The organism is Thalassolituus marinus (genome assembly GCF_020320395.1).
Classification (GTDB): Bacteria; Pseudomonadota; Gammaproteobacteria; order Pseudomonadales; family Oceanobacteraceae; genus Venatoribacter; species Venatoribacter marinus.
In genome coordinates, this window is the sequence record NZ_JAEDAH010000058.1 from 91,912 (window position 1) to 112,692 (window position 20,781).

Annotated in this window: 22 protein-coding genes; 19 read left to right on the top strand and 3 right to left on the bottom strand. The window is 52.9% G+C overall.

The window, feature by feature from the left end:
• The first annotated feature begins 10 nt into the window (after positions 1–10).
• The 16 genes from I9W95_RS11625 to I9W95_RS11700 all read left to right on the top strand — a co-directional run bounded on the left by I9W95_RS11625 (position 11) and on the right by I9W95_RS11700 (position 16,125).
• Complete coding sequence (locus I9W95_RS11625; RefSeq protein ID WP_225675032.1) at positions 11–955, top strand: hypothetical protein; 945 nt, start codon at positions 11–13, stop codon at positions 953–955.
• Complete coding sequence (locus I9W95_RS11630) at positions 955–1,593, top strand: hypothetical protein (RefSeq protein ID WP_225675034.1); 639 nt, start codon at positions 955–957, stop codon at positions 1,591–1,593. The genes I9W95_RS11625 and I9W95_RS11630 overlap by 1 nt, the downstream gene beginning before the upstream one ends.
• Positions 1,590–2,264 (top strand): type II secretion system protein GspM, encoded by a 675-nt coding sequence (locus tag I9W95_RS11635; RefSeq protein WP_225675036.1) that lies wholly within the window; start codon positions 1,590–1,592, stop codon positions 2,262–2,264. The genes I9W95_RS11630 and I9W95_RS11635 overlap by 4 nt, the downstream gene beginning before the upstream one ends.
• Positions 2,254–2,568, top strand: a complete 315-nt coding sequence (locus I9W95_RS11640) for a hypothetical protein (protein ID WP_225675038.1) — start codon at positions 2,254–2,256, stop codon at positions 2,566–2,568. The genes I9W95_RS11635 and I9W95_RS11640 overlap by 11 nt, the downstream gene beginning before the upstream one ends.
• A gap of 8 nt (positions 2,569–2,576) precedes the next feature.
• A complete protein-coding gene (gene mshL / locus I9W95_RS11645) occupies positions 2,577–4,211 on the top strand; it encodes a pilus (MSHA type) biogenesis protein MshL (RefSeq protein WP_225675039.1) in 1,635 nt (544 codons plus the stop codon).
• A complete protein-coding gene (locus I9W95_RS11650; protein WP_225675041.1) occupies positions 4,198–5,100 on the top strand; it encodes an ExeA family protein in 903 nt (300 codons plus the stop codon). The genes mshL and I9W95_RS11650 overlap by 14 nt, the downstream gene beginning before the upstream one ends.
• On the top strand, positions 5,097–6,119 hold the full coding sequence (locus tag I9W95_RS11655; RefSeq protein ID WP_225675043.1) for a tetratricopeptide repeat protein: 1,023 nt from the start codon (positions 5,097–5,099) through the stop codon (positions 6,117–6,119). Before I9W95_RS11650 ends, I9W95_RS11655 begins: the two co-directional genes overlap by 4 nt.
• Entirely contained in the window at positions 6,100–7,815 is a 1,716-nt protein-coding gene (locus I9W95_RS11660) for a GspE/PulE family protein (protein WP_225675046.1), read from the top strand. The genes I9W95_RS11655 and I9W95_RS11660 overlap by 20 nt, the downstream gene beginning before the upstream one ends.
• Positions 7,815–9,047, top strand: a complete 1,233-nt coding sequence (locus I9W95_RS11665) for a type II secretion system F family protein (protein ID WP_225675048.1) — start codon at positions 7,815–7,817, stop codon at positions 9,045–9,047. The genes I9W95_RS11660 and I9W95_RS11665 overlap by 1 nt, the downstream gene beginning before the upstream one ends.
• A 68-nt stretch (positions 9,048–9,115) precedes the next feature.
• Entirely contained in the window at positions 9,116–9,673 is a 558-nt protein-coding gene (locus I9W95_RS11670; RefSeq protein WP_225675050.1) for a pilus assembly FimT family protein, read from the top strand.
• 24 nt (positions 9,674–9,697) lie between these two features.
• Positions 9,698–10,141 (top strand): prepilin-type N-terminal cleavage/methylation domain-containing protein, encoded by a 444-nt coding sequence (locus tag I9W95_RS11675; RefSeq protein ID WP_225675052.1) that lies wholly within the window; start codon positions 9,698–9,700, stop codon positions 10,139–10,141.
• The gene (locus I9W95_RS11680) at positions 10,101–10,610 is read left to right on the top strand and encodes a type II secretion system protein (RefSeq protein WP_225675054.1); all 510 of its coding nucleotides are present in this window, start codon (positions 10,101–10,103) and stop codon (positions 10,608–10,610) included. The genes I9W95_RS11675 and I9W95_RS11680 overlap by 41 nt, the downstream gene beginning before the upstream one ends.
• A 53-nt stretch (positions 10,611–10,663) precedes the next feature.
• Positions 10,664–11,176, top strand: coding sequence for a prepilin-type N-terminal cleavage/methylation domain-containing protein (locus I9W95_RS11685; RefSeq protein WP_225675056.1), 513 nt, complete (start codon positions 10,664–10,666; stop codon positions 11,174–11,176).
• Positions 11,176–11,967 (top strand): PilW family protein, encoded by a 792-nt coding sequence (locus I9W95_RS11690; protein ID WP_225675058.1) that lies wholly within the window; start codon positions 11,176–11,178, stop codon positions 11,965–11,967. The genes I9W95_RS11685 and I9W95_RS11690 overlap by 1 nt, the downstream gene beginning before the upstream one ends.
• Positions 11,957–12,370 carry a hypothetical protein gene (locus I9W95_RS11695; RefSeq protein ID WP_225675060.1) on the top strand — a complete coding sequence of 138 codons (414 nt, stop codon included), beginning with the start codon at positions 11,957–11,959 and terminating at the stop codon, positions 12,368–12,370. The genes I9W95_RS11690 and I9W95_RS11695 overlap by 11 nt, the downstream gene beginning before the upstream one ends.
• Positions 12,367–16,125: a DUF6701 domain-containing protein gene (locus I9W95_RS11700; RefSeq protein WP_225675062.1), complete on the top strand. Its 3,759-nt coding sequence runs from the start codon at positions 12,367–12,369 to the stop codon at positions 16,123–16,125. Before I9W95_RS11695 ends, I9W95_RS11700 begins: the two co-directional genes overlap by 4 nt.
• A 68-nt stretch (positions 16,126–16,193) precedes the next feature.
• Here the strand turns inward: I9W95_RS11700 and ntrC are convergent, their stop codons facing one another.
• From ntrC to I9W95_RS11715, 3 genes are all read right to left on the bottom strand, one after another.
• Entirely contained in the window at positions 16,194–17,624 is a 1,431-nt protein-coding gene (gene ntrC / locus I9W95_RS11705; protein WP_225675064.1) for a nitrogen regulation protein NR(I), read from the bottom strand.
• Positions 17,621–18,703: a nitrogen regulation protein NR(II) gene (glnL, locus tag I9W95_RS11710; protein ID WP_225675067.1), complete on the bottom strand. Its 1,083-nt coding sequence runs from the start codon at positions 18,701–18,703 to the stop codon at positions 17,621–17,623. Before glnL ends, ntrC begins: the two co-directional genes overlap by 4 nt.
• Before the next feature lie 220 nt (positions 18,704–18,923).
• Positions 18,924–19,445, bottom strand: a complete 522-nt coding sequence (locus I9W95_RS11715) for a DUF4124 domain-containing protein (RefSeq protein WP_225675069.1) — start codon at positions 19,443–19,445, stop codon at positions 18,924–18,926.
• A gap of 131 nt (positions 19,446–19,576) precedes the next feature.
• On the opposite strand from I9W95_RS11715, the gene dtd reads away from it, so the two are divergent.
• Genes dtd through I9W95_RS11730 form a run of 3 tightly spaced genes read left to right on the top strand, consistent with a single transcriptional unit; the run spans position 19,577 to position 20,665 of the window.
• Positions 19,577–20,011 carry a D-aminoacyl-tRNA deacylase gene (gene dtd / locus I9W95_RS11720; protein ID WP_225675072.1) on the top strand — a complete coding sequence of 145 codons (435 nt, stop codon included), beginning with the start codon at positions 19,577–19,579 and terminating at the stop codon, positions 20,009–20,011.
• Positions 20,012–20,025: 14 nt separating this feature from the next.
• Positions 20,026–20,274 carry a hypothetical protein gene (locus I9W95_RS11725; protein ID WP_225675074.1) on the top strand — a complete coding sequence of 83 codons (249 nt, stop codon included), beginning with the start codon at positions 20,026–20,028 and terminating at the stop codon, positions 20,272–20,274.
• Between the two features lie 16 nt (positions 20,275–20,290).
• Complete coding sequence (locus I9W95_RS11730; protein WP_225675077.1) at positions 20,291–20,665, top strand: SirB2 family protein; 375 nt, start codon at positions 20,291–20,293, stop codon at positions 20,663–20,665.
• The last annotated feature ends 116 nt before the right edge of the window (positions 20,666–20,781 follow it).

Genomic DNA, 20,781 nt, shown 5'->3' on the forward strand with positions numbered 1-20,781 from the left:
GAGAGGTGCCATGGGCTGGCTCTTTCAACGTAAGCAACAGGCTTCGGCGCAGCAGCATTGTCTTGGTATCGAACTGCACAAGGGCAAGCCTTATGCTGTTCTCGTCTGTAACGGCGAGGTCGTGCAGACCTACCGGCCACAACCGGAAGACAACGGACTCGCCGGGCTTGAGCAATGGCTGCAGGCTCATCAGATCACGGCCGTGCCGGTCGTGATTTCACTGGATGAACTCGACTATCAGCTGCATCTGGTTGAGGCCCCGCCGGTGGCGGATGCCGAACTTGCGGATGCACTGCGTTTTCGTATGCGCGATCTGATGACTGCAGATGCGGCCGACGTCATGTTGCAGCCATTCCGCTTACCGCAGGATGCCTACCGTGGTCGCATGGATATGGTATTCGCCGCGGTGGTCGAGCGCACCATCGTCAAGCAGCTGGTCAGCTGGTGTCGTCACCAGCAGCTGCAACTGAAGACCATTACCATCCCCGAAATGAGTGTTCTCAGTCTGGTTGCCGAGTTTGAGCCGGAGAGTGCCGTGGGTGTGCTGCGTCTGGACGATAGCGAAGGCATGATCTACCTGCTGCGCGAAGGCGCTATGTATCTCTCCCGCCGCCTGAATATCGGTGCGGCCGCTTTGTGCGTGCAAGAGGCAGCAGAAGGCGAGCTATCGCTGAGTACCGATTCACAGGTGGATGCGCTGGCACTGGAAATTCAACGCTCGCTGGATTACTTCGACAGCCAGATTGGCATGGGTGTCGTGTCTGAAATATGGGTCCTGGCACCCGATGGTATGGACGTCAGTGACGCACTGCCGCAACTGGAAACCAGTGTGAATACGCCGGTACGCCTGCTGAATCCCAGCCGTTATCACAGTGAAATGCAGACGGTTGAAATGACGGCATCACTGGCACTGGCTCTGGCTAATGCACTGACTGCTCAGCGGGAGGTTGCCTGATGAGCTGGCAGCTTAAGCAGCGGGTTAACTTTTTCACCGACGACTTCCGACCACCGAAAATGCCGGAGGATATTCGCTTCCTGCTGACAGGTCTGGTGCTTACGTTTGCAGCGCTTTCCGCCTGCGCGCTGCTGCTGCTGGTGGGGCGGGTGTGGCAGGAGTCCGTTCTGACCTCTGAACAGCAGGAACGTCTCCGGCTGCAGCAGCTGATCGCCGAAGAAATGCAGCGCCTGCCGCCGTTAGTGGTTGATCCTCAACTGGAGCAGCAACTGAAGGCCGCTCAGGACCACCTGCAAAACAGTCAGCGCGTACTGGCGTATCTCAGTCGTGAAGGTCAGTCGCAGAGGACGTCATTCACCGCGCTGGTTACGCAGCTGGGTCAGGCGGAAAGTGAAGGTGTCTGGCTGTCGGCATTCTCGTTACTGGATGGCGGTCACAATATTGAGCTGCGTGGTTTCGTCAAGGAAGCGCGTCAGCTGTCACCTTACATTGAAGCACTGACCGCTCAACCGGCGTTTCAGGGACGGGCATTCCGTCAGGTTGATGTCAGTGAAGAAAATCAGCATCTGCAGTTTTATCTGGATACCCGTGCCCCGGCGCTGGACAGTCCGCTGGTCATGGGCGGGGTGAAACAATGAAAAACTGGCAATACTGGTGGCGTCACCCACAGGCACAGAAGCTGATTCTTATCTATCAGTCGTTATCGTCGCGGGAACAGAAGCTGACACTGGCAACGCTCAACGTTCTGCTGGCATTTATCATGTTGTCGCTGATTATCTGGCCTGTGTGGGAGCAGTTCTCTGCGGCCTACAGCCGTAGCGATGAGGCGCAGGCCGAAAACGCCACGCTGCAGCAGAAACTGGCCGCATTGCGCACGCAAACGGTGGTGGATCCTAATCAGCCGTTGCGCGATGAACTGCAGCGTACCGAAGCACAGCAGCAGCTGCTGGATGACCGTATTTCTCAACTAACAAAAGCCCTCATTCCTCCATCGGAAATGACGACATTACTGGCCAGTGTTCTGCAGCAGAATCCACAGTTGCGACCAACCTCGCTGCTTGCCTTGCCGGCAGAGAAGGTCAATCTGGGTGAAGGCTTTGCCGATGTCGATCTTTATCGCCACGGCCTGCGTCTGACTATGACGGCAACCTATCCGGCGCTGGTGAAATATCTGCAGCAACTGGATCAATCACCATGGGCTATCGGCTGGGAATCTCTGCAATACCGGGTAACTAATTATCCTCGCGCACAGCTGACCATCGAAGTGTCAGCCCTGAGCAGGCAGCCGGAGGTACTGGGTGGTCACTAAAATTCTGTTTCCAGTGTGTCTGGCCTGGTCCGTGGTCGCTCTCGCGGCAGATCCGACGCGTCCCCCGGACTGGATGACCAATACGGTGCAGGAGTCGCAGCCGTTACCTGTGCTGACGCTGCAGCAGATTCGTGTATCGCCAACGGATGCCGTTGCGGTGATTAACAATCAGTTGGTGCGGGTAGGCGACAAAATTGATGGCGCTCAGGTTCTGGCCATTAAAGCCGGTGTTGTCACGGTAAAAATACGGCAAAAACGACAGAAACTGTCTTTACTTAATAACACTCGTCAAGATTCAGAGTAGGTGTTGGCTTGAAACAGAAAGAATTGCGCCCAAAAGCTCAGCAGATGATGAAGTACCCGGTGTTCTTTTGCCTGGGACTGATGCTGTCTGCGTGTTCTTCAGCACCGGAAAAACCAGCAACCGATGATTCGCCATCTGCGTTTCTGGTGACTACAGACAATACTGCAGAAGCACCTGCAGCATTGGATTTACCCGCGCTGCTGCCACCGCTGGATGCAACTCCTGTCAGTGAAGAACGCTTCGATGTGATCGCCAATAAAACCCCCGCTGCTATTTTCTTTAACAGCCTGGTGGACGGTACCAGCAATAATCTGGTTGTTCACCCGGATGTCAGTGGCGATATTTCCCTGAATCTGCGTCAGGTGACGCTCACCGAAGCCCTGCTGGCAGTACGTGATCTGTACGGTTTTGACTTTGTGCGGACGGCTTATGGTGTTCAGATCCTGCCGCGTCAGCAGCAAACCCGGGTATTTCCGATTAATTACCTGAATGTAAAACGTTCTGGTCGTTCTGGTATGCGTGTCAGCAGCGGGCAGGTTACGACCACGGAAGAAGTGAATTCGGCTAATAATTCAACGGTTTCTCAGTCATCCAGTCAGAGCTCGAACAGCAGTCAGGTCGAGACCGAATCCGTGTCGGATTTCTGGAGCAGTCTGAAACAAACACTGGAGCTGATGATCGCCGGCGAGGCTGATGCCAATGTCGTGATTGATCCGCACGCCGGTATTGTTGTGCTGAAAGCCATGCCGGCGACGCTCAACACCGTTGCCGATTATCTGGATCGTGCTGAACTCAGTGTGCAGAAGCAGGTACTGATTGAAGCGAAAATTGTAGAAGTTACCCTGAGCGACGGATACCAGTCTGGTATTAACTGGGCGGCGCTGGGGGGTAAAAGCTTCCGTGGTTCGGAATACACGGTAGGCACTGGTTTATCTTCCGCGGCGCTGGAGAATCCTGATCTGATCGACGGAATATTTACTGCCAACTTCTCTCTTGGTGATTTCACCGGTGCACTGCAGCTATTAAAAACACAGGGTGATGTTCGTGTGTTATCCAGCCCGCGTATTGCCACAGTAAATAACCAGAAAGCCGTGATTAAAGTGGGCACCGATGAGTTCTTCGTAACGGACATCAGTAGTACCACAACGTCCACAACGACCACCACCAGTGATACACCGGAAATTGAACTGACGCCGTTCTTTTCGGGGATTGCTCTGGACGTCACGCCGCAAATTGGTGAAAGCGGTGATGTAACGCTGCATGTTCATCCAACGGTTACGGAAGTCGAAGAAAAAACCAAAACCGTACAGCTGAATGACGACGATTACACCCTGCCGCTGGCATTCAGTACCGTGCGTGAAACCGACTCGATTATTCGTGCGCGTTCTGGTCAGGTGGTGGTCATCGGTGGTCTGATGCAGAACCGCAAGGTGGTGACTGATGCGTCCGTCCCTGGCTTGTCCAGTATTCCGTTACTGGGCTGGTTCTTCAGTCAGAAACGCGAAGAAATGGTACAGAGTGAGCTGGTGATTCTTATCCAGCCCCGCATTATCGATACCGCCATTAAACAGGATGAACTGGATAGTCTGAATCGCCGCTACTCGGGAAGCTTCCCGCCGCGGAGGTCTTATGCAACTCAATGAGCTCCGGGCAGCCTGCGAACAATTTTATGGACTGCAGCAGTCGGCTTTCAGTCTGACGCCAAACACAGATTTTTATGTAGAGCTGCCGAGTCAGAAGCAGGCGTTTGATACTCTGATGTTCGCCTTATCTTCCGGCGAAGGCTTCGTAAAAATTACCGGAGAAGTAGGCACGGGAAAAACCCTGCTATGCCGGCGTTTGCTGAATGCACTGGCTATGGAAGGCAGCGTTACCGCGTATATTCCCAATCCTGATTTAACTCAGAGTGCCCTCTGGCGAAGCATTGCCCGTGAACTGGGGCTGGATGACAACCACCGTTCCGATAGCCAGGTTAAAGACGATATTCAGCAGCGGCTGTTACAACTGGCGACGGACGGCACTCAGGTGGTTCTGGTGGTGGATGAAGCACAGTGTATGCCTCGGGATACGCTTGAAACCCTGCGTCTGATTTCAAATCTGGAAACGGAACGGCAGAAGCTGGTTCAGATTGTGTTATTCGGACAGCCAGAGCTCGACCATTGTCTTGATGATGCTTCGCTGCGTCAGTTGCGTCAGCGTATAACTTATTCTGCGAAATTACGTCCACTTAACAGCACCCAGGCGTTGGCTGTGTATCTGCAGCAACGTCTGACGATTGCTGGCTATCGCGGTATGCCGCTGTTCAAACCGGCAGCATTAAAGGCATTGTGGCAGGCCAGTGGCGGCATTCCCCGGCTGGTTAACATTCTCGCTGCTAAATCATTGCTGGTGGGTTATGGCAGTGGCAGTCGGGCGCTGGATAAACAGCATATTGCCTGTGCTGTTAAAGACACCGAAGGAGCGTTACGTCTGATTGATACCAGCTGGCGCTGGCAGGCACTGTTGGCTGCCCTGGTACTGGTGATTGTATGAGCCTGCTGCATCAGGTACTGAAAGATATTGATCAGCGCACGGAGCCGGTGACTGTGGCTGTTCCGTCCCTGCAACTGCATGCCCCGTCGAGTGTCTTCAGTGGTTGGTTACCGGTAGGCGTTTTGCTCACTGCATTGACAATGATTGGCTGGTTTTTCTGGTCCGCGAATGATGGTCAGAATTCGGCGTTGTCTGTGGCGGAATATACAGCACCAAGGGTTGCTGCTGAAGATCGCGCGACATCAGCAGCGCTTGTGCAGCCGCCTGTTACACACCCGTCTCTTACACAGGTATCACTTGTACAACCAACGCTGGCGTCTGTGGTTACAGCCACTGCTGAAAAGCCGGATCAGACGGTCAAAGCAGCAGAGCATCCGTCTGCCGTTGCAGACGTTCCCCGTGCAACGCCGGTCGCGCTGCATCAGGTCAAAGAAGACTCGCCATCTGCTTCTGTTGCCACTCAACCACAACCGGCCGCTGAATATAAAACCATACAGGCGGCAGCCACGGTGAGTAGTCCGGCAACCGGCGTTATTGTCGAACGGCGTCAGGACAATGCGCACACAGCATATGTAGGTGCTTTGAACGCTCTGAAAAACAAACACTACACACAGGCGTTGAGCCAGATTGAACAGGCATTAGCCACTGACAAAAATCCGGCTTATCAGGCGCTGAAGCTGCGTATTTTTCTTGAAGAAAAAAACAGCGATCAGTTTATCGCTTATTTCCGCCAGCATGCAGATAACCGCCATGAACACTGGTTGGCGGTAGCGGCTCCGGGACTTCACATGCTGGGTCACCCGGAGCTGGCGGTTGCGCCGTATCAGCAACTGATCGTTTTGCAACCGGAGGTCGTTAACTGGCCGCTGGCGCTGGCGTCGGCCTGGGAAGACCAGACCAAACCAGCCCCAGCGGTTGCTGTGCTTAAAAATGTTATCGCCCATTACCGTCTCACTCCGTCGCAGAAGCAGTGGGTCGTAAGAAAGATAGAGGTGCTTGGTGGACAATCCCGCTCGTAAAAAAGTCCGTGTAGGCGATCTGCTGCTGGAAAAGAAACTGATCACAGACGATCAGTTGATGCAGGCGCTTGCTGAGCAGAAAAAGACCGGTAAGAAACTGGGGCGGGCTATTACCGATCTGGGCTTTGTTCGTGAAGACGAGTTACTGAAAACACTCGCCGATTTTTTCAGTTACCCCTACATCGATTTAAGTCGCTTCAGAATCAATCAGAAATTAGTGCAGCGCCTGCCGGAGACACATGCGCGTCGTTATCGCTGTCTGGTGTTATCTGAAGAAAAGAACGGTTTGCTGGTTGGCATGTCGGATCCGACCGATCTGATGGCACTGGATGACATTCAGCGAGTTCTGCAGGCGACGGTTTATCCGGCGTTTGTTCGTGAACAGGAGCTGATTGAAATCCTCGACAGCGTTTATCGTCGTCAGGAACAGATGGCGAATATTGCGGTTGAACTGGAAGGTGAGCTCAGCGGCAGCGAGTTCGATATCGACCAGATGGCGATGTCATCCGATGTGAATGAGGCGCCGGTTGTACGCTTGCTGCAAAGCCTGTTTGAGGATGCAGTGCAGATTAAAGCCTCGGATATTCATATTGAACCGGAAGAGCATCAGCTGCGAATCCGCCTGCGTGTAGATGGCGAATTACAGGAGCAGGTGATGAAAGAGCGACGTGTAGCATCTGCACTGGTGTCGCGTCTGAAAATTATGTCAGGGCTGGATATATCCGAGAAGCGCCTGCCTCAGGATGGCCGTTTTAATATCAGGGTCCTGCATAAAAGTATTGATGTTCGTTTGTCGACCATGCCGGTTCAGTTTGGCGAGTCGGTGGTTATGCGTTTACTGGATCAGAGTGCCGGGATGCTGGAAATGCATAAGTTGGGTATGCCGGATGCGATTCAGCAGCGTTTCGAGTATCTGATTAAGCGGCCACATGGTCTGGTGCTGGTAACGGGTCCGACCGGGAGTGGTAAGACCACCACACTGTATGCTGCACTCAGCGTGCTCAATCAGCCAGAGAAAAAAATTATCACCGCCGAAGACCCGATCGAATACCGCCTGCCGCGGGTTAATCAGGTGCAGATCAATCAGAAAGTGGGTCTTGAATTTGCCACTGTCCTGCGAGCCGCGTTACGTCAGGACCCGGATATTGTTCTGGTCGGTGAGATGCGTGATCACGAAACCGCTGAAATCGGCTTACGAGCAGCAATGACCGGCCACATGGTGTTATCGACTCTGCACACCAACGATGCAGTTTCGACAGTGGCACGTCTGATGGACATGGGCGTCGATCAGTATCTGGTTGCTTCGTCATTACGTGCTGTTGTGGCTCAGCGACTGGTTAAAAAGCTTTGTACCTACTGTCAGCACGATTACACGCCGGATACTCAGGAAATCAGTTGGCTGGAAACCCTGGAGTCAGGTTCTTCTTCGCAACCCTATAAGGCCGCTTCAGGCTGCCATCATTGTCATAATACCGGTTACCAGGGACGTATTGGTATCTACGAGTTGCTGGAAATGACTCCGGACCTGGTGGCGGCGATGCGTGAGGGCCAACAACAGCAGTTCGCTGACATTGCTGCGGGGCAAAAAGGTTTTCGTTCGTTAGCATTGTGTGCGCTGGATTATGCCCGTAGCGGTATTACTTCGCTCGATGAAGTTTTCCGTGTGTCCGCAACGCTGGATGAGGCAGGTGGCTGATGGCTGAATTTACCTACCGTGGCCGCGATGAGAATGGCCGGCTGATCAGTGGCAAAATCAATGCTGGCAGCTCCCGGGGAGCGGTTGAAAACCTGCAGTCACAACGGGTTGTGGTGCTGGCTCTGGAAGAGTCGAAAATAGTAACAGCAGAAAAATCCGCCGTGTCTCTGCGTACGCTGTTTCCGCAGAAAATCGGCGACGACGATTTAATTCTGTTTACCCGTCAGCTGTATGCACTGACCAGAGCTGGTATCCCCATCCTGCGCGCCATGAACGGTCTTGCCGAATCGAGTAACAATGAAGCGCTGTCGACGGTGCTGGCGGACATCAGTCAGTCGTTGATCAGTGGTTCTGATTTGTCCGGTGCTTTTCGCCGTCACCAGAAAGTGTTTTCAACCATTTATGTCAGCCTGGTTCAGGTGGGTGAAAGCACCGGTAAGCTGGATGACGCGTTAAAACGCCTGATTGGCCACCTTGAGTCTGAGCGGGAAACACAGAAGCGTATTAAGGCAGCGCTGCGCTACCCGATGATGGTGATATTTGCCATGGCAGTTGCTCTGGCTGTTATTACCGTATTCGTTATTCCAAGCTTCAGCAGTGTATTCGCCAAGCTGGGGGCAGACCTTCCCTGGGCGACGCGAGTATTAATGGGAACATCTGACTTTGTGCGCAATAACGGCATTCTGTTGTTGTTCGTGCTGCTGAGCAGCTTCTTCGGTCTGCGTTTTTATATTAATACCCAGGAAGGGCGATTGTGGTGGGATAGGAACCGTCTGAAGTGGCCGTTACTTGGCAGTATTTTCGAACGGATTGCACTGAGCCGATTCTCGCGCTCGTTTGCCATGATGCTGTCATCGGGTGTTCCCATTCTGAGCAGCCTTAATATTGTTGCCGAAAGCGTTGGCAATAAATACGTCGGTAATGCGGTTCGTTCAATGCACAGCGGTGTTGAGCGTGGTGACCGATTGACAAATGCCGCAGCCGCTACCGGTTTATTCACACCCCTGGTACTCCAGATGATGACTGTCGGCGAAGAAACCGGTTCGGTTGATCGCTTGCTGGACGAGGTGGCCGATTTCTATGAAGAAGAAATTGATTACGAACTGAAGCAATTGGCCGATGCGGTAGAGCCCATTTTGCTTGCCTTTATGGGGGTGCTCGTACTCATCCTGGCGCTGGGTGTTTTCCTGCCAGTCTGGGATCTGGGTACCGCCGCTACAGGTCGTGGCTAGTGTGAGCGGGCGTTACCTGAGTTTTGTTTTATTTCGTAATTCCTGCGGAAAAAATCACAGGGTCAGCTATGGTTTTTAACAGAGCCTCTCACTGTGCGGAGATGCGCCTGAAAGCCATGTCAGGCTACAGCAATCTTCAGCTGGTGATTGCGGTGGTTATCCTGGCGCTAATGATGAGCTTTCTGCTGGTGTTTTTTTCGCGCTTGCTCAGTGAAGCTGAACGGATACAGGTACAGGCAACCTCCATGTCGTTGCGGGCTGCTGTACTGGCCTCGCATGAGGCCTGGATCGCTAAAGGACAGCCAGCGAGTCTGGTGAATGTCTATGGTGATGGGGTGGTGCTGCAGATGACGGATAACGGCTGGCCACAGTCTGTGTTTCGCCAGAACAGCGATGGCAGTCTGCAGCAGCCAGTTAATGCGCAGGCAGCCTGTAAGCAATTATGGCAACTGTTGTTACGCGACGGTGCCCTGCCTGCCGACGAAACCTCGGCTGGCATGTACGACGTACAGACACTGTCACAAGGCTGTCTGTATCAGTTTAACGATCCGCATGGGCGATTAGACAGCCCGGCGATTATTGAATACTCCATGGCCAACGGCCGTGTGAATTTTACCTTCCGATAGTATGCAGGAGTCGGACTTATGAAAGTGACTAAACTTCAAAAACAAGCGGGTTTCACACTGATCGAACTGATTATGGTGATTGTGATTCTGGGGGTTCTCTCAGCTTATGCACTGCCAAGGTTTGCTGATCTGGGTGGTGAGGCACGTGTTTCCTCAATTCAGGCTGCCGCTGGTGCTGTTCGCTCTGCTGCAAATATTGCTCATGCGCAGTGGCTTGCAGATGGCAGTCCAACAGTACCCGCAACTGTATCGCTTGAAAGTACCACTATTAACATTGTGGGAAGTGGCTACCCGGAAGGTGTTACGACAGCCGGTGGTATTGTGACCGCGGCACAGTTATCAACAGCGGATTACACAATTGCCGCTGCAGCTGGCGTGGTAACGGTAACTCTCGGTACCTGTAACTTTACCTACACCGACACTTCCGGTGCTGTGGATACCTCTGGTATTACCACAACAGGTTGTTAACGGCGGTATGAGGCAGCGCGGTTTTACTCTGGTAGAGCTGGTCATGGTGATCATTCTGCTGGGGGTATTGAGCGCTGCGGCTACATCTCTCTTCGCGCGCACAGGATCCTATTCGGCTCTTGCTGCGCGCGATCGTTTTATTGCCATGGGGTTGCTGGCGCAGCAACAGGCTTTGGCTAATTCCGGTGCTTCTGCCACACGAACTCTGCGCGTTGAACAACAAAGCGATGTCTGGCTGTTGTCGTTGCAGGTTGGTGGTAGCGATGTAACGGCAGATCGTATTGAACGTAATGGCCTGACCCTTTCCCTGAACGGTAGCGCTTTGACTAATGGTCAGGTGGTGGCCGTCAATTTTCAGCAGGATGGCAGCACAGGCAGCAACCGCGCCTGGGTATTCAGTGGCGACAGCAGCCACAGCGTCTGTCAGACCTCAACAGGTTTCATGCATCCCGGCAGTTGTCAGCCATAATTAAGTAGTTGCAGAGTTGCTCAGGCAATCGCTGATTTATTGTGGAACCCAGCATGAAAACACCTGGCCAGATACACACCTATTATCATCACGTACGAGCTATGACGCTGGTCGAGCTGGTGATTGTGATTGTGATCATCAGTCTGGCGATGTCCGCAGGGCTTGCGGCCTTTTCCTTTCTTACCGGGCGCAGCTCGGATGTATTGATCCAGACCCGCATGGTCGATCTGGCACAGTTGTACGCCGATGAAATTCTGAGCAAGCGCTGGGATGAGGATACCGGTAATGGCGGTGTGCCAACCTATGTTGGTTGCCGCATCACGGATGATGTTGAGAACCGCGATAAATATGACGATGTGGATGATTACAACGGCGTCAGCAATGAAGCGCCAGCATTTGCTGATCAATCTCTGGCGGCGCTTTATTCCGGCTATACGATCTCGGTCAGTGTCAGTTGTGACAACAGTGTTGGAGCGAATACTAATGGCGCTAAGCGGATTGAAATAGTGGTGACTGCGGTCAATGGTCAGCAGGGACGTTTTGCGGTGTATCGGGGGAATTTCTGATGAAAAACGCCCGCGCCTTTACCCTGATTGAGTTACTGATCACGCTGGTGATTGGCGGCATTGTGGCAGCGGTGTCGGTGTCGTTTATTTCTCAGGCCAGTCGCTCACTGGTCGATACCGGCAGTCGACAACAGCTGGCTGGCACGGGGGCGATTATCAGCGAACAGATTTCTCGCCGCCTGCGTCAGGCGCTGCCAGGCAGTGTTCGCACAACTTCAGATCGAAGCTGTGTAGAATTTATGCCACTGCTGGCGGCCAGTGCTTATACCGATCTGGAGGTAAGCAAAGCGATCAGCTCACTGGTTGCGGTACCTTATTCAGTTGTGGCTGACGTTACTGGTTATATGAGTGTCTTTCCGCTGACAGGCAATTTATACAACCCGGGTAGCACCGGACCGTTAACCCCTTTCACCGCCACTTTGCCAGCAGGTAATGCACCGGCGACCGTGAGCTTCAGCCAGCCTCATCGCTTTCCTTCAGGGTCGCCACAGCAGCGCCTGTTTATCAGTGCTCAGCCGCAAGCCATTTGTCAGGACGGCGAATGGCTGTATCTGTACTCCGGCTATGGATTTATTAACAGCGTGGCGCAGCTGAAAACGAATTTGCCATCCACATTTGCCGCCGGGCGTGAAGTACTGGCCAATGGTTTGCTGGCCGATTCACTCGAATTCCGTTTCACCCCACCGACGTTGCAGCGCAATGGTCTGGTAACGTTAAGCTTTACCCTGAATGGCACCAATGGTGATCAACTGACGATGGCGCAGGAGGTACAGATTCGCAATGTCCCCTGAACAAGGTGTATTACGCAGCGCAGGCTTCGGGCTGCCAGCGGCTATTTTTGTGATTACTGTTCTGGCGCTGATTATTGCTTCCATCAGCGCCCTGACACTACGTTCTGCTGAGTCGGTCGCCACGGTTATTCAGTCGCAGCGCGCTTTTTACTCGGCGGAGTCGGGTATTCAGTTAGCACTGAATCTTTTATTGCCTCCCGATGGCAGTGCCGGACGTAGTTGTACTACATCACCTTTTTATAGCCAGTCGTTCTCAGTAGCGGGACTGAATGGTTGCAGCACCAGTGTCAGCTGCCGCAGTGTCACCGATGGCAGCCATACATTTTATTTTCTGACCAGTAGTGGCAGCTGTGGCAATGGTAGTGAGCAGGCGCAGCGGCAACTGGAGGTGATGGTGCAATGATGACTGTAATTCGCCGCTCCCTCTTCATACTGGCTTTGTTGTGCAGCCATCAAGCGCTGGCGTATGACTACGTATTCAGTTACTGGGGGAGTGATGTGCCGCCGTGCACTGGCGGCAGTTGGAGTGTATCGGGATCAACCTTTACCTGTACCGGGTCTATTACGCTGAATCCGGGCGATACCATGACAGTAGCTACGTCTTTCTGGGAATTTCTTGGTGATATCGTTGTGCAGGCCAATGCTGGTATTACGCTGAATGGTAACACCGTCGGTTCGGCGGCTAAGTCCATTTCGCTGGTGTCTGCCTATGGCGATATTGTCGCTAATGGCAGTAATACCATTTATGGCGATATATCATCTTCATCGGGCAGTATTAATTTAAGCAATACCACTGTAAATGGCAGTGTCGATACCAACGGCAGTAGTACATTAAATAACAGCACCATTAATGGCGATGTGTCAGCCAGTAATGGTGTTACAACGACCGATAGCAGTATATCAGGTAGTGTCAGTGCCGATACCGGGACTATCAGTTTAACGGGTGGAGAGGTCGGTGGCCTGGTGAGCTCAAATTGTTGCACTATTACGACCAGTAATACCGATCTGTATGGCGGAGCACAGTCACTATCGTCAGGAATTTTTATCAGTGGCGGTACTATTCAGGGGGATTTTTATTCCAATAATAATTACTCTGAATTTGATGGCGTAACCATGTTGTCCGGCACAATTTCCGGGGCCAGTTCGCTGAATATCAGTAACAGCACGTTGGGCACGGCGTCCGATCCGGTAACGGTCAGCACGGTCAGTGGAGCTATTACCCTGACTGATACAACAGCTTATGGTGATTTTACCGCGCCAACGTATTCTACGGTTTACGCCTATGGCTCTACGGTGATTATCGGCAGCTGCACGCCGGGATCAACGCCGGCAGAGTCGTGTCAGGGCTCCGGCGGATTAACCTGCCTGACAGATACCTTCAGCAATTCTTCTCTGGGTTCTGACTGGGTGACATCCAGATTCAGTGGCAGTTTCACGCCAACAGTGAGTTCTGGACGCTTGCTGTTAACTCAGGATGTGACCTATCAGTCAACCGCAGCGACCCTGCAGCGCTGGTTTCCGGCAGAGAATAATCTGGTTGAAATCGAATTCGATCATTACGCCTGGTCGCCGAATTATGGCGACGGTGCCGATGGTATTACCCTGGTATTTTCCGACGCGACAGTGACACCGCAGGCCGGTAGCTTTGGCGGCTCACTGGGCTATGCGCAGCGTGATAATGGCGACACCGGTTTTGCCGGTGGCTGGCTGGGTATTGCGCTGGATGAATACGGCAACTTTTCTAACCCGACAGAAGGTCGGCAGGGTGGGACCGGCTTTGTGCCGAACAGCGTATCGGTGCGCGGCTCCGGAGAAAATCAGACAGGCTATCGTTTTATAACGGGTACTGGCCAGTTGAATCCTAATATTGACCGCCGTCGTACCAGTACTGCAAGGCCGGGCTACCGCTATCGTATTACCATTGACGCCCGCACTGGCAGTGCCGCTTATCTGACCGTCGAGCGCAGCACCAATGGCAGCAGTTTCAGTACTCTGATTGCCTCAACCGATGTGGCTGCGGCGAGTGGACAGGCAACCATTCCGGAAAATCTCTGGTTGTCGCTGACCGGTTCCACCGGTGGCTCTTCCAATAATCATGCGATTGATAATTTACAGATATGCGCAAAAACTATTAATCCGGTTGGGCCGCTGGTACACCATTTTGAAATGGAATACAGCAGTAATGCCTTAACCTGCAATGCTCAGGAAGTCCTGATTCGTGCCTGTAAAAATGCCAGTTGTTCAGAACTCTTTACCGATGATGTCAGCGTCACGCTGAGTCCGTCTGGCTGGCAGGGGGGAGATACCCTGACAATCGTTGGGGGCAGCAGCACTTTTAATCTTTGGCACACAACCGCTGAAACGGTGAATTTATCGGTGCTGAATTCCTATCCGGTACGTCAGGCATACACCACCAACACCTGCGCCATTGACGGTGGCAGCCAGACCAGTAACTGCAGTCTGACATTTTCTGATTCGGGTTTTGTTGTTGATGCACCGGATATTATTGCCGGGCAGGGCTCGGCACTGGCCAGTATTCAGGCGGTAAAAAAGGACGACGTGACACAGGCTTGCGTGCCAGCTTTTGCCTCGGTAAATCGTTCGCTGCAGCTTTGGACAGACTATGTTAATCCGGATAATACAGCGCGCGTGGTCTCCTGGCCTGTATCGATTAACGGCACCGATATTGGCACTGATTCTGGCTCCGCAACGCCGCTTACTCTGAGCTTTGATACTGATGGCAAAGCAACCTTTACCCTGAATTATGCCGATGCCGGTCGCATGCAGCTGAATGCACTGTTAACCGGTAGTGGTAACGATGCTGGCTTGAGTATGACAGGCAGTAATCAGTTCAGCAGTGTACCGGCAGGTTTTTGCGTACAAACCAGCGGCGAGTGCGCTGCTGCTGATGAGACCTGCCCGGCCTTTGTTGCAGCGGGCAGTGACTTTACTCTGAGCGTGCAGGCGATGGGATGGCAGATGGCGGCTGATAGTGATTTCTGCAGCGGTAATACGCCCACGCCGTCTTTTGCTATGTCGGGGATGGCGTTATCCGTGGATAAAGTCAGCCCGGTTGGTGGTGTAAATGGTGTGGTGTCGCCACTGACATACAACCATACGGCAGCGGCAAACAACCTGAACCAGATTACGGCGAGTGAATCTGAAGTAGGCGTATTTAATTTCCGCGTGTCCCCTGGGGCAAATTATCTTGGGGTGGCATTGGCGGATGGTATTTCACAAGCGAGTGGACGCTTCTATCCACACCATTATTCGGCCAGTGTTGTATCTGCCGGTGAACTAGCCCCCTATTGCAGTACCGGCAGTGCATTTGCGTATACGGGACAGCCGCTCAGCTGGCTGAGCGCACCGCGTTTACAGATTACTGCGTTTAATCAGAGTGGTAATACCACACAGAACTATACCGAGAGCGGCTATGTGCGTCTGGCTGCGTCCGCAGTCAGTATCAGCGGACCGGTTACGGACAACAGTGCCGTGGGCACCGACAGCAACGCCCTTGTCATGAGCTCTGTGGTCAACGATGGCAGTATTACTGTCGCCGCGGCCGGGGTGCTGAATTACGATATGAGCAGTCTTGATACGGCAACTTATAGTAAATCGGTGCTGGCTCAGGTTGCTCCGCTGACACCGGACGTCACCTATAGCCTGGGTATTTTCAGCGACCCGGACGGTGCGGCACTGAGCAGCGCAATGAATATTACGCCGGCGGCGAATTTCCAGCTGCGCTATGGTCGTTTGTGGCTTGAGAATGCCTATGGTCCGGAAACCATGAATTTAACTCTGGCGGCACGCAATGAATATTTTAATGGCTCGCGCTTTGTGGTGAACGCCGATGACAGCTGCTGGACTTACGACAGTGCCAGTGACGTGACGCTGGGAGTTACCGGGCTGACAGAAGTTACTGGTAACACGGGTACACTGAGTGCAGGAATAAGCGACGATGCAGTATTGCTGACGGCTCCGATTATTGTTGCCGGTTCGCCGGATACCGGTGAAACCAGTGTCAGTTACCGTGTGCCAGTGTGGTTGCAGGATGATTTTAATGGCGATGGTAGTCTGCAGGACCCGGCTGCAACAGCAACTTTTGGTGTGTATCGCGGGCATGACCGGATTATTTACTGGCGTGAGATTTACCAGTAAAAAAGCCGGGTGCTAAACATCCGTTAAGACGTTTATTCCCCGGCTTTATTTTTTCTTATGCGATGAGATCAGTCGTCGCTGTCGTCATCATCATCAGAGCCATGGCCATCCATATTCAGCTCTTTGATTTTGCGTGTCAGCGTATTTCGTCCCCAGCCCAGCAGGTTGGCGGCATCACGGCGACGGCCAGCGGTATGCTTCAGTGCCGTTTCAATCATAATGCGTTCAAACACGGGCACGGCAGTATCCAGCAGATTGGTGGTGCCATTGGTCAGTTGCTGGTCGGCCCAGTAACGCAGTGCCTGTTCCCAGTTTCCAGAAGTATGAATGCTGCCTTGCTGGTCGAGCAGTTCCGGTGGCAGATCGCTGATCAGAACTTCACGGCCGGATGCCATAACAGTAATCCAGCGACAGGTATTTTCCAGCTGACGTACGTTACCTGGCCAGTCGAGAGAACTCAGATACTCCTCGGTTTCAGGGCGCAGGGTTTTGGATTCCACTTCCAGTTCTTCGGCGGCGCGCTTGAGGAAGTGACCGAGCAGTTTCGGAATATCTTCGCGGCGATCAGCCAGACGTGGCAGATGGATACGGATAACGTTCAGGCGGTGGAATAAGTCTTCACGGAAACGGCCTTCTTTTACCAGGGTTTCCAGGTTCTGGTGGGTCGCGGCGATAATACGTACGTTCACCTTAACCGGCGTGGTGCCACCAACGCGGTAGAACTCACCGTCGGCTAATACCCGCAGCAGACGCGTCTGGGTGTCGGCTGGCATGTCACCGATTTCATCGAGGAACAAAGTACCGCCGTTGGCTTGCTCAAAGCGACCACGACGCTGACCACCGGCACCGGTAAAGGAGCCTTTTTCGTGACCGAATAATTCGGATTCAATCAGGTCTTTCGGAATCGCAGCCATGTTCAGCGCAATAAATGGCTGTGCAGAACGCGGGCTGTGCTTGTGCAGTGCGTGGGCAACCAGTTCTTTACCGGTACCGGATTCACCGTTAATTAATACCGTGATATTGGATTGTGAAAGGCGGCCGATTGCACGGAAAACTTCCTGCATGGCCGGTGCTTCACCGATGATTTCATGTTCTTCAACCAGCTCTTCGCTGCTTTCTTCTGCGGCGCTGATTTCTTCGAAATGTGCGATAGCGCGCTGAATCAGGCTGACGGCTTCATCGACGTCGAATGGTTTTGGCAGATATTCAAACGCGCCCTGCTGATAAGACGATACCGCACTCTCAAGATCCGAATGTGCGGTCATGATAATGACCGGCAGGTCCGGGCTGGCTTCATGAGCGTGGCGCAACAGCGTCAGGCCGTCCATGCCAGGCATGCGAATATCGGAGATGATGGCGTCAGGGTGCTCGCGCTTCAGAGCAGCCAGGGCTGGTTCAGCCTGTTCAAATACGCGGGTCTGAATGTTGGCCTGTTCAAGCGCCTTTTCCAGCACCCAGCGGATGGATTTGTCGTCATCAATAATCCAGACAGTGCTCATAAGGATTCCAGAGGTAAATAAATAGAGAAAATGGTTTTTCCAGGTTCACTGGCAAATTCAATGATGCCGTTCTTCTGGTTAATAATGGATTGCGAAATAGACAGCCCCAGCCCGGTACCTTCAGCGCGGCCGCTGACCATCGGGTAGAACAGGTTTTCGCGCAGGTCTTCGGGGATTCCCGGACCGTTATCGGTAATGTCTATCTGAGCTACCAGGCGATGGCGCTGGTGGCCGATAGTGAACTGACGCACGGTACGGGTGCGCAGTTGCAGAGTGGGTTGCTCGATCTCCGGTGAACTTTCGAGCATCGCCTGCATCGCGTTTCGGCAGATGTTCAGCATGGCCTGAATCATCTGACCTTTATCGGCCTGTAATTCCGGAATCGATGGGTCGTAATCGCGATCGATGGTTATACGGCCCTGAGATTCCACTTCAATCAACTGGCACACGCGCTCCAGTACTTCGTGGATGTTTACATCTTCCTGTTTCGGAATATGACGCGGCCCCAGCAGACGATCGACCAGATCGCGCAAGCGGTCGGCCTCTTCGATGATGATGTTGGTGTATTCGGTCAGGTCGTTGGATGGCAACTCACGCGACAGCAATTGAGCCGCACCGCGAATGCCACCCAGAGGATTCTTGATTTCATGCGCCAGGCCACGAACCAGTGAGCGTGTGGTTTCCTGTTTGGCGATCAACTGCTCTTCGCGGCTGATACGCATCAGTCGATCCCGCCCCTGCAGTTCAATCAGCAACGACGGCAGGCGGGTTTCCGGATGTGCAACCGGACTGACGGAGTAATCCAGCGTGATCTGCTGCTGATTGTGCAGCTGAATGATGGCTTCGCGTTTGGTGTAAGAGTGGCCGGTAACCACCGAATGGCGCAGGGCGACGATAGATTCGTCTGACTCGTGTGCCAGTTCGTAGAAGGGGACGCCAAGGCAGCGCTTACCGCTCATTTCCAGCAGCGCTTCTGCGGCTGGGTTGACGTACAGCACACTGAGATCGGCATCCAGCAGAAGTACGCCTGTATTCAGGTGTTCGAGAAGTCGTTGATTAATAATCGGGCTGGCAAGCATTCCGGTCTCCGTTGGCCGCCTGTTGCGTGGCGTGAACCTGCGCTGGTTCTGCTGATGCAGCATAATCAGCAAAAAGTGAGCCATATCAGTAGTGTGCACAAAATTAGCGCCAGTGCCTGACTTACTTGGTGCCAGCGGCGCTAAGACGGATCTTTCAGAGGATATATGTGCACCAATGTAGTGCTAATTGCAAATATGGTGCATTTAAATGGTGCTGAGGCTAATTGCCGCGCTTCAGGACCGATGAGCGCTGGACGAACAGTTTAACCAGATTGCTGCTGATCAGGGTGATGCCATCTTTGTCTTTTACCACCATCTGCAGCTGATGTTCGCCTCTGTCAAGGTTGGTCAGCTGAAACGCAGTTTGACGTCCTTCACGCAGGGCTACGCCATTGTCCATCAGTATCAGGGTATCGGATTCGCGCAACCCAGGGCTGAGGATGCCACTGACTTCAACGTTGCCGGCATAGCCGGTGGCCAGTGTATGACCGCTCTGCGGCGTAACAATGCTCAGGCTGGTGTAATTGAAAGCTGGCTCGGATGCTCGTGCGGGCTGCTGAACCTGAGGTGGAGGAACAAATGCAGGGACGGATGGCAGTTCCCGCACAACATGCTTTTCGGCGTTGGCCGATGGCTTGTCGCTGAACACCACGTTGCCGTTCGCATCGCGCGACATATAGACATCAGCAGCAAGCGCCCCGTGGGCTGCCAGCAAACTGAGCAGTAGTGTGGTGATCTTCATCTGTTTTCCCTGATTAACGAGGCCGCATGGTTGTGGCGACGATACTCTGCATTATCGACCGGCTACGGTGCGATATGCAAAAGCTGTATGCTTAGCAGATAGTAAAAACCGGCAGGAGTTCACAAACAAAGATGATTGGTCTGATTCAACGGGCTGGAAAAGCCCGCGTCACCGTTAATGGTGAAGTCACCGGAGAAATCGGCAAGGGTATTTTGCTGCTGCTGGGTGTACAGAAAGACGATGATGATACTGCTCTGCAGCGTTTACTGCACAAGGTGCTCAATTACCGCATATTTCCGGATGATGAAGGTCGAATGAATCTGAGCTTGCTGGATACGGGTTACGAGTTGCTGGTGGTTTCCCAGTTCACGCTGGCAGCGGAAACCAGCAAAGGCATGCGCCCCGGCTTTTCGACTGCTGCAGCACCGCAGATTGCCAATGAAATGTATGAGCGTTTTGTGGCGCTGGCGGCTGAGCAGGTAAAAGTGCAGACGGGCCGCTTTGGTGCTGACATGCAGGTAGAGCTGGTGAATGATGGGCCGGTAACTTTCTGGTTGCAGACCTGATCGGAGTTGCAGACTTGTCGCGCTTTGACTGGCTGCGGATTCTGCTTATCCGGGCTTTATCTGATGCCCGCCGCGAGTCAATTTCTTATAAAAATATCAATATTTGGAATTGGTTATCTGAACCGTTAAGAATTGCAACGAAACGGCATTGGCAGATGATTGCCGGGGCGGTTCTTGTTATGCTCGGCGGTCTTTCGCCTTTTTCAGGGAAATCTGTCGGCCACTCTGTTCAGCACTGCTGCTGTCTGGCTGTTTCCCGTTAGCTGAACGGATACGATTGTGGATTATTCAATTCTTAAACACAGCCATGCAGGCCTGGCCTATCTGACGATTTTATTATTCGTGGGGCGTTTCCTGCTGTTTTATTTTTATCCGGTGTGGCGCCGTAATCGACTGCTGAAAATTCTGCCGCATGTGCTGGATACTCTGTTGCTGGTGTTTGCTGTGATGCTATGCATTCAGATTGCACAGTATCCGGTTCACGATCACTGGCTGACAGCCAAAGTGGTTGGCTTGTTTTGTTACATTGGATTTGGTTCGATTGCGATTAAGACAGCGAGCCGACGTGCTTTTTTTGCAGCAATAGCCAGTTACCTGTTTGTTCTTGGGGCTGCAAAAGCGCACGATCCTCTCTCCTGGCTGGCATATTTCTGATTCGTGTAAATAAAAAAAGGCCGGATAATCCGGCCTTTTTTTAGGTTCATCGCATTTAAGCGTGAAAAATGAGAACGGCAGTAAAATCGGTTAAGTTTGCATTCGCCAAAACCCAA

Excerpts from the sequence above, each read along its gene's own strand:
- I9W95_RS11625 (WP_225675032.1), top strand. The coding sequence starts at position 11 with ATGGGCTGGCTCTTTCAACGTAAGCAACAGGCTTCGGCGCAGCAGCAT.
- I9W95_RS11630 (WP_225675034.1), top strand. The coding sequence starts at position 955 with ATGAGCTGGCAGCTTAAGCAGCGGGTTAACTTTTTCACCGACGACTTC.
- I9W95_RS11635 (WP_225675036.1), top strand. The coding sequence starts at position 1,590 with ATGAAAAACTGGCAATACTGGTGGCGTCACCCACAGGCACAGAAGCTG.
- I9W95_RS11650 (WP_225675041.1), top strand. The coding sequence starts at position 4,198 with ATGCAACTCAATGAGCTCCGGGCAGCCTGCGAACAATTTTATGGACTG.
- I9W95_RS11655 (WP_225675043.1), top strand. The coding sequence starts at position 5,097 with ATGAGCCTGCTGCATCAGGTACTGAAAGATATTGATCAGCGCACGGAG.
- I9W95_RS11665 (WP_225675048.1), top strand. The coding sequence starts at position 7,815 with ATGGCTGAATTTACCTACCGTGGCCGCGATGAGAATGGCCGGCTGATC.
- I9W95_RS11670 (WP_225675050.1), top strand. The coding sequence starts at position 9,116 with ATGGTTTTTAACAGAGCCTCTCACTGTGCGGAGATGCGCCTGAAAGCC.
- I9W95_RS11685 (WP_225675056.1), top strand. The coding sequence starts at position 10,664 with ATGAAAACACCTGGCCAGATACACACCTATTATCATCACGTACGAGCT.
- I9W95_RS11690 (WP_225675058.1), top strand. The coding sequence starts at position 11,176 with ATGAAAAACGCCCGCGCCTTTACCCTGATTGAGTTACTGATCACGCTG.
- I9W95_RS11695 (WP_225675060.1), top strand. The coding sequence starts at position 11,957 with ATGTCCCCTGAACAAGGTGTATTACGCAGCGCAGGCTTCGGGCTGCCA.
- I9W95_RS11700 (WP_225675062.1), top strand. The coding sequence starts at position 12,367 with ATGATGACTGTAATTCGCCGCTCCCTCTTCATACTGGCTTTGTTGTGC.
- ntrC (WP_225675064.1), bottom strand. The coding sequence starts at position 17,624 with ATGAGCACTGTCTGGATTATTGATGACGACAAATCCATCCGCTGGGTG.
- glnL (WP_225675067.1), bottom strand. The coding sequence starts at position 18,703 with ATGCTTGCCAGCCCGATTATTAATCAACGACTTCTCGAACACCTGAAT.
- I9W95_RS11715 (WP_225675069.1), bottom strand. The coding sequence starts at position 19,445 with ATGAAGATCACCACACTACTGCTCAGTTTGCTGGCAGCCCACGGGGCG.
- dtd (WP_225675072.1), top strand. The coding sequence starts at position 19,577 with ATGATTGGTCTGATTCAACGGGCTGGAAAAGCCCGCGTCACCGTTAAT.